Source organism: Nonomuraea aridisoli, from assembly GCF_003236395.1.
Taxonomy (GTDB): domain Bacteria; phylum Actinomycetota; class Actinomycetes; order Streptosporangiales; family Streptosporangiaceae; genus Nonomuraea; species Nonomuraea aridisoli.
Genome location: NZ_POUD01000388.1, coordinates 1 through 6,839, shown reverse-complemented (window position 1 = coordinate 6,839; position 6,839 = coordinate 1). Strand labels below are relative to the sequence as shown.

At 71.9% G+C, this 6,839-nt stretch carries 12 protein-coding genes; all 12 read left to right on the top strand.

Translation table 11 applies throughout. The features are described from left to right. On the top strand, nucleotides 1–367 hold a 367-nt coding region (locus tag C1J01_RS50685), incomplete at its 5' end, for a hypothetical protein (protein WP_181449318.1). Nucleotides 368–748: 381 nt separating this feature from the next. Beyond that, on the top strand, nucleotides 749–1,138 hold the full coding sequence (locus C1J01_RS44885) for a hypothetical protein (protein WP_111185118.1): 390 nt from the start codon (nucleotides 749–751) through the stop codon (nucleotides 1,136–1,138). A gap of 68 nt (nucleotides 1,139–1,206) precedes the next feature. Beyond that, nucleotides 1,207–1,536 carry a DUF6011 domain-containing protein gene (locus C1J01_RS44880; protein WP_111185117.1) on the top strand — a complete coding sequence of 110 codons (330 nt, stop codon included), beginning with the start codon at nucleotides 1,207–1,209 and terminating at the stop codon, nucleotides 1,534–1,536. Beyond that, on the top strand, nucleotides 1,533–1,859 hold the full coding sequence (locus tag C1J01_RS44875) for a hypothetical protein (RefSeq protein ID WP_111185116.1): 327 nt from the start codon (nucleotides 1,533–1,535) through the stop codon (nucleotides 1,857–1,859). Before C1J01_RS44880 ends, C1J01_RS44875 begins: the two co-directional genes overlap by 4 nt. Then, entirely contained in the window at nucleotides 1,852–2,058 is a 207-nt protein-coding gene (locus C1J01_RS44870; RefSeq protein ID WP_111185115.1) for a hypothetical protein, read from the top strand. The genes C1J01_RS44875 and C1J01_RS44870 overlap by 8 nt, the downstream gene beginning before the upstream one ends. Further along, complete coding sequence (locus C1J01_RS44865) at nucleotides 2,055–2,510, top strand: hypothetical protein (RefSeq protein WP_111185114.1); 456 nt, start codon at nucleotides 2,055–2,057, stop codon at nucleotides 2,508–2,510. Before C1J01_RS44870 ends, C1J01_RS44865 begins: the two co-directional genes overlap by 4 nt. After that, a complete protein-coding gene (locus tag C1J01_RS53375; protein ID WP_268958812.1) occupies nucleotides 2,510–2,644 on the top strand; it encodes a hypothetical protein in 135 nt (44 codons plus the stop codon). The genes C1J01_RS44865 and C1J01_RS53375 overlap by 1 nt, the downstream gene beginning before the upstream one ends. After that, nucleotides 2,641–3,504: a hypothetical protein gene (locus C1J01_RS49395; RefSeq protein ID WP_146615965.1), complete on the top strand. Its 864-nt coding sequence runs from the start codon at nucleotides 2,641–2,643 to the stop codon at nucleotides 3,502–3,504. The genes C1J01_RS53375 and C1J01_RS49395 overlap by 4 nt, the downstream gene beginning before the upstream one ends. Before the next feature lie 179 nt (nucleotides 3,505–3,683). Next, nucleotides 3,684–4,925 (top strand): hypothetical protein, encoded by a 1,242-nt coding sequence (locus C1J01_RS44855; RefSeq protein WP_111185112.1) that lies wholly within the window; start codon nucleotides 3,684–3,686, stop codon nucleotides 4,923–4,925. After that, nucleotides 4,922–5,539, top strand: coding sequence for a hypothetical protein (locus C1J01_RS44850; protein ID WP_146615964.1), 618 nt, complete (start codon nucleotides 4,922–4,924; stop codon nucleotides 5,537–5,539). Before C1J01_RS44855 ends, C1J01_RS44850 begins: the two co-directional genes overlap by 4 nt. Further along, a complete protein-coding gene (locus C1J01_RS44845) occupies nucleotides 5,536–6,288 on the top strand; it encodes a ribbon-helix-helix domain-containing protein (RefSeq protein WP_181449317.1) in 753 nt (250 codons plus the stop codon). The genes C1J01_RS44850 and C1J01_RS44845 overlap by 4 nt, the downstream gene beginning before the upstream one ends. A 5-nt stretch (nucleotides 6,289–6,293) precedes the next feature. Further along, a partial coding sequence (locus C1J01_RS44840) for a DUF6349 family protein (RefSeq protein WP_235855091.1) occupies nucleotides 6,294–6,839 on the top strand: 546 nt, incomplete at its 3' end.

Below are 6,839 nucleotides of genomic sequence, written 5' to 3'. Positions count from 1 at the left end.
CTACGAGGCCGGGCGGCGCATCCTGGACGAGCGCGGCTCGCTCGCCAGGGCGGTCGTGTGCGCCGTGCACGTCGCGGCCGAGAACTTCGACGACCCATCCGCCTACGGCCTCACCCGCGACGACGTCCAGGAGATCCTCCTCCCGGCCGCCCGCACCGCCGTCGACGAGCGGCTCCACTTCGAGCGCGTCCCCTCCCTCGCCGACGCCGACCCCGCGTGTAAGCAGCGGCTGTTCGCCGAGGCGTGCACCGGGATCACCGACGCGCTCGCCATGATCCGCGAGTGGGCCATCTGCCGCACCTGCGACGCCCACGCCACCACCCGCACCACGGACGGTCAGCCCGTCTGCTCCAACACCGGCCACTAGCGCATCTCGCTAGCGAATCCGCAAGCATGTTCTCCGCCCCGCCCGCGCCCTCGCCGAACGCCTGCTGGACACGCTGCACCTGCTCAACGCCGCCGACGACCAGAAGCTCGCTTGCGACCCCGGCCCGTACGGGCACGTCCGCCAGGCGCTCCTCGCCACCATCTGCACCGTCCCCCTCTGGGGGCCCCGGCAGGCGGACGAGGCGATCACATACGCGATGGCCGACGGCTGCACGCTGTTCGACGCGATGCGCGCCATCCAGCAGGGCCCCATCCGCGCCGCCCTGCCGGACCTGCCCGGCACCCCGCTGATCACGGCGTAATCACCCCACAGCCCGCACACGGCCGCCGTCCCGCCAACACCGCCCCCGAAGGAGACCTCATGATCACCGCCACGTACTGGGCCAGCCAGACCAAGGAGTTCCGCAGCGCCGCCGACGTGCTGCGCTGGCTCGCCGAGAACACCCAGCAGCACGGCTGGAGCCGCTCGATCGAGAGCTACTGGCTGACCGCCCCTGAGGACCACGGCGACTACTGGCTCTGGCAGCGCACGCACGTGCGCCTGACGAAGGAGGACTACGCACGCGTCTACCGCCTGCAGCGGCGGTACGCGCAGTTCTGCCGCCACATGCGGGAGGTCGACCCGGACTGGCAGGACGGCGAGAAGACGTACTGGATGGACAACTCCGTGGACGTCAAGCAGCACAGCCGCACGTACCCCGGCCTCACCCGCACCGTGCAGCTCGTCGGCCCGCACGGCGACGCCTGCTGACGACACCGTCATCACCCGCGCGGCCCCGGCCAGGGCCGCGCCCTTACCCGAAACGAGGCATCACACCTGTGACCATCGCATCCACGACGCTCACGCCCGGCGTCTACAAGCTCGACGGCCGCCTGTACGCGGTCAAGAACAGCCGCCGCTACACCGGCAAGCAGGACATCAAGCGGCTGGAAGTCCGCCGCGGCAAGCTCTACCGCCGCATGGTCAGCCCCACCGTGATCGAGCGGCTCGCGCCCGAGCTGCACATCACCCTGGAGGACGCCGTCGCCTTCGGCGAGCAGCACCACTTCTGCTGCATGTGCGGCCGCGCCCTCCGAGCCGAGGCGTCGATCGCGAAGGCGATCGGGCCCGTCTGCGAGAAGCGGATCAAGGAGGCGACCGGCCAGTGAACGACTTCGGCGGCCACATCACGAGGGTCCTGCGCGACTCCGCCGAGCCGCTGTCGGCGGCCGACGCGGGTGTCCTGCGCATCCTGCCCAACCCCATCTTCTCCGTCCACAACCGCGACATCGTCGCCGCCGAGTACTACACGGCGGACGGCAGGTACGGCCAGGTGTGCAAGGAGCTGCGCCTGCCCGGCTACTACGCGCGCGGCGAGTGGCTCCCCGGCAAGGTCTCGACGAGCCCGCGCCACGCCTCCGTCGAGGCGGCCGTCACCGCGGCCCTGGCCGAACTGCCGGCCGGGAAGAGGAGGGCGGGCATCGATGGCTGAGGCAGAGCAGACGTGGACGTGGGGGCCGCTCGTCCTGCCCCGCGAACAGGGCTGGGCGTGCGGCTGCAGCCCCGACTGCCCTGAGACGTCGGTCGTCGCGCTGATCCGCCACAACCCCGACTGGCGGTACGGCCTGTGCGAGGACAGCGCCCGCGCCGCCGGATGCCCCGACAACCTGCTCGGAACGGAGCCGTCGTGAACCACCACACACCGAAGATCATCGGCTACCGCGTCGCACGCGTCCGCCCGTACGGGCCGACCGGCGACGACCTGGAGGTCACGCCGCTGCCCGGTCTCTGGGACGACCGTGACGCGGCAGAGGGCATGGCCGTGATCCAGGGCGACGGCGCCCGCGTGATCGAGATGCGCCGGGGTGGCCGCTCCAGCGCCGACCCCACCGGACGGCCCAAGTCGAACTGGTGGCTCGTCGTCTGCGGCGGCGGCGAGGTGGAGCTGTCGTTCACCACCTGGCAGAGCGCCGCGCGAACGTACGACCGCATCCTGCGCCACCAGGAGTGCCCCTACGAGCACCACGTGGTCACCCGCCACGGCGACGTGATCGCCCTCTTCGCTAGCGAAAACCGCCAGCGAGTAGCTTCCCGGGTCCCGGCCGCCCGGCCGGGACCCCTTCACCAGCGAAAGGCAACCTGATGACCAGCCAGACCGTCCACCCCTACCCGGCCCTGCCGGACCTGTTCGACCTGCGCGGCGGGCCGCTGATGACGGCCACGCTGCGCTTCCTGCGCCAGCTCCCGCCGAGAACGCCTGCCAGCCCGGCCAGATGACCCACCACCAGAAGGACTGGCGGTGCGGCACGGGCCTGTGCGTCGCCGGGTGGATCGGCGAGCTGACCGGCGCCACCTGGTTCCTGGACCACCTCGGCAGCCACATGGAGCTGCGCGCATACGTCCTGGCCGTCCCGGACGACCCCGAGGCGTACGTGCGGACGCCGCGCCAGCTGGCGCGGGAGTGCCCGCAGGGCCGGGAACACGAGCGGATCATCCACGTCGCCTACCGTGCCGCCCGCCTGCTCGGCATACCCCTGGACGACGCGATGGACCACCCGCTGTTCGACGCGCGCAACTCCCTCGAAGAGATCGCCGAGCACGCCGAGCGCCACTTCGGGCCCGCCGCCTACAGCATGCGCGGCAAGCCCCTGTTCCTCCACGTGCTCAACATGATCGAAGCCAACCCGGGCATCTGGAAGGAGACCGAGTTCCGCACCCTCACCGACCGGCTCGGCTACACAATTGCGCCGTTCGAGCTTGACCGCCTGTCCCCCGAGCAGCGGCGCGACTGCCGGATGGTCATGGACGTGGCCTCCATCGCCTGCGACGAGGCCGGCGCCGTGTGGCGTCCTGCTCGGAGGCAGGCCCGCCGAACCTGCGCGGCTGAGCCTGGAGGACTGGGAGTACGTGCTGGCCGACCCCGACGACGACCCCGACGCCATCAAGACGGTGTACGGCTACAAGGTCGTCACCGCCGACGCTCGCGCCGACCGGCTGCTGAACATGCCGGGCGGCCTCACCGCTCGCGCGTTCCACCGGCCGCTGCCCGAGCTGCGGGCCGCCGCCGACACCCTCTACTCCTGACCAACACAGGGCGGGCCCTGCCCCGGGCCCGCCCTTCTATCCCGCTAGCATAAACGCAAGCAAAGGAACGCACGCATGATCCGTCCACCCGCCGAGCAGCCCAAGACCGGCCGCGCCGCGAAGATGACCCCCGAGGAGTACGCCGCCTGGCGCGAGCAGCAGCTGGTCGGCAACTCCTGGGCCGCCGCCTCCGGCCGAGATCACCGCCGCGGCGATCCGCGACACCCCCGCCGTGCTGGACGAGTTCCGGCTGTACGCCGCCCAGTTCCCGCACTACAACCGGCACACCCTCGCCAACAGCATGCGGCTGTGGGCGCAGGACCCGTACGCGACCCGCGTGCAGGGAGAGAAGTGGTGGCACGGCGAGGGACGCCAGCTCCGCGAGGACGCCGTCCCGCTGTGGATCGAGTCGCTCTACCAGGGCAACCCGCGCGAGGAGCGCGAGAACCCGCAGACCGGCGAGACGGAGGAGGTCGTCCGCCGCACCCGGGCCATGATCGGCACCGCCGTCTATGACGTCTCTCAGACGGTGCCCAAGGAGGACGTCACCTGCACCCTGTGCCGCACCGTAGGCCCCGAGGAATGCGCGGCCACCTGCCCCGTCTACCAGCCCGAAGCTGGGCACATCCCCTCGCGCGGAGCGGTGCTGATGGAGGCGTTCAACCAGCTCAAGCTGGTGGGCGGGCTCAACATCGAGGAGATCCTCGGCCAGCTCGGCGATGACCCGTACCGGGACGGCGACCGGGTCGAGGGCGTCAACTCGGTCGTCATCAGCGTCCCCAAGCCGGGCGGGAAGGGCACGAAGGCGCTGCGCGTCCACGTCTCCCACGACGACAAGGGCCGCACCCGCTACGCCATCGTCCCGGTCGGCGTGTTCTGGATCGGCCTGGACTCGATGGAGTACGACCGCAGCGCCTACCGGGGCAGCCGCCCGGACTACCTGAGAGTGCAGTACGGCGACGACCCCGCTCCTGGCGAATCACGCTACGAGTACGACCGGGGCAGCAAGCCGCGCCCCGGCGCTCCCGTCGTCAACACGATCACCCTGGCCGGGGACGGCACCTACGACGCGCACGACACCAGCGCCGACGGCCGCAACGGCCCCTACGTCGGCCGCCCCGGCTACTACAACACCCGGAGCGTGACCGACAAGGCCGAGCGGGCCACCCGGGCGATCGTGCACCAGCTCACCCAGCACTGGCTCAAGCAGCCCAGCCTGGACGAGCTGCGCGCCGCGCACGACCGCCACCACGCCCCGCACGCAAGGCCGACCACGACCACAAGGCCCGGAAGCTGCGCGAGCGGGTCGAGCAGCTCGCCGCCGAGCTGGCCGAGCAGGAGAAGGCCGCCGTCGCACAAGCCGCCCTCCTCAAGCAGCAGGAGGCGGAAGCCGCGACGCCGGCCGAGCCGGCCGAGAAGTAACCACCACGGCGGCGGCCGACCGGCCGCCGCCCCTCACCAAGGAGAACCATGAAGCGCCTCCGGCCTCCCATGCCGCCGCAGATCGCGGCCCTCCCCCGCGAACGCGGCTTCCCCGTCCCCTGGGTGGCCGACTGGGCCGACGGCAAAGAGACTGTGGAGTTCGACCCGGAGCTCGGCCGCGTCCTCCACTGCGACTGCGTCTCCGGCCAGGGCCGCGTCACCCTCGGCGTCAACTGCGCGGTCCGGCAGCGCCAAGGCATGCGTGACCGCCTGTGCGGCACCTGCGGCACACCGCTCAACGGCCCGATGGCGATGATCGGCGTGAAGGACATGCCGTACTCCTTCGAGCCTGGCCTTCACGTCGACTGCGCGGTCTTCTCGCTGCTGGCCTGCCCCCGGCTCGTCCACTCCGCCGAGAGCGCCGGAGTGGTCGTCACCGACGGCTACACCCTGCTCGAAGACCGAGTCCTCGGCCTCGACGCCGACCACAACCTCGTCCGCAAGCTGCTGCCGCCCGTGCTCGGCGCCGTTTCCGGCGGTGTCCTGTCCTTCCTGGTCGCCGTCATCCCCGACCGCGCGCAGCGCTTCGGCGCCGCCGAATGGCTCGACGCGAACCGCCACGTCCTGACCGCCACCTCGCCTACCCCTACGGAAGGACCCCAGTGAGCCACGACACCCACCTGCCGCTCGACGAGCTCGCCCGGCGCTCCGGCCGGCCGCGCGAGGCCCTCATCGAGGAGGCGCTGAGCGGACTGGCCATCAGCGTGCACAACGTGCTGCGCCGCAACGACGTGCACACCCTCGGCGACCTGCTCGACCGGGGAGAGACCGGCCTCGCCGAGATCCCCTACTTCGGGCGGCGCTCGATGGCCCTGGTCAAGGCCGTGCTGATCCGCAGCATGCCGTCCATGGTCACTCCGCAGGAGGCTGCCCAGACCCTGCGGAGCATGCTGGACACCGACGAGCTGTTCACCCGCCTGAGCAGGGACGGCAGCACGCTCGACGTGCGCTCCGGACGCGCGAACGAGTTCCCGGCAGGGCCGATCACGCACGTCACCGTCCACGCAACGGCGCAGGGGCCCACGTACGCGATCGCGGCCCCGCCGCTGCCCGGCCGCGATGCCGGACCGGCGCGTGTCACCCGCTACGCGGGCGAGGCCGCCACCTGGATCCGCGCTCAGACGCTCTACCCGTACGAGTGCCAGATGGACTGCGGCAGCCCGGCCGGCGTGGGGTGCAAGCCGTCCTGCCAGTCGTTTCCCGAGGACCGCTACACGCCGCCGCCCACGCCGGAGGAGGACAGCACCGGCGGCGGCCTGTTCGCTGATGAGCCGCCCTTCCCGGAGCCGTACGACGTGGCCGGTGCCGTGGACGCCTCCGGACACGTCCACTCCGACGCCGACCCGGGCCTGTGACCGGCATGGCCGAGCGCGACGTCATCGACGGAGGCGAACCGCGCGGCGCGGTCGCCCGCCAGCTCCACTACCGGACGCTCACCAACCCGCAGGCCGGAGCGTGGGCCATCTACATCACGCACCCGGGCAACCAGCTCGGCCGCGCCCGCGCCCCGCTGCAGCAGGCCGACAAGCACCTGCCGACCGTGCTGTTCCAGGTCGGCCGCCACCCGCACCGGTTCCGGGGCGCGTGCCTGGGCTGCGTCTGGGAGAGCAGCCAGGACTTCGGGCACGTGCTGGACGCGGTCGAGGCCGCCCACGACCACACCCATCCCGGGTGGCGGAACCTGCTCCCGGTCCACGAGCCGCCCAAGGACTACGGCAAGGCCAAGATGCGCCGCTGGCTCAACGACGTCACCGCCGTCTACCCGCTCGGCTGGTTCGACAGCGGCGGCCCCGTCGTCACCATCCGCCGCGACCCGGCCAACCGGCGGCCACTGCCCGGCCGCGCCCCGGGCGGCGGCTACGACCTGCCCGCCCACGACCTGCCCGCCCACGACCACGCCCACAGG

Excerpts from the sequence above, each read along its gene's own strand:
- C1J01_RS44870 (WP_111185115.1), top strand. The coding sequence starts at position 1,852 with ATGGCTGAGGCAGAGCAGACGTGGACGTGGGGGCCGCTCGTCCTGCCC.
- C1J01_RS53375 (WP_268958812.1), top strand. The coding sequence starts at position 2,510 with ATGACCAGCCAGACCGTCCACCCCTACCCGGCCCTGCCGGACCTGTTC.
- C1J01_RS44850 (WP_146615964.1), top strand. The coding sequence starts at position 4,922 with ATGAAGCGCCTCCGGCCTCCCATGCCGCCGCAGATCGCGGCCCTCCCC.
- C1J01_RS44885 (WP_111185118.1), top strand. The coding sequence starts at position 749 with ATGATCACCGCCACGTACTGGGCCAGCCAGACCAAGGAGTTCCGCAGC.
- C1J01_RS49395 (WP_146615965.1), top strand. The coding sequence starts at position 2,641 with ATGACCCACCACCAGAAGGACTGGCGGTGCGGCACGGGCCTGTGCGTC.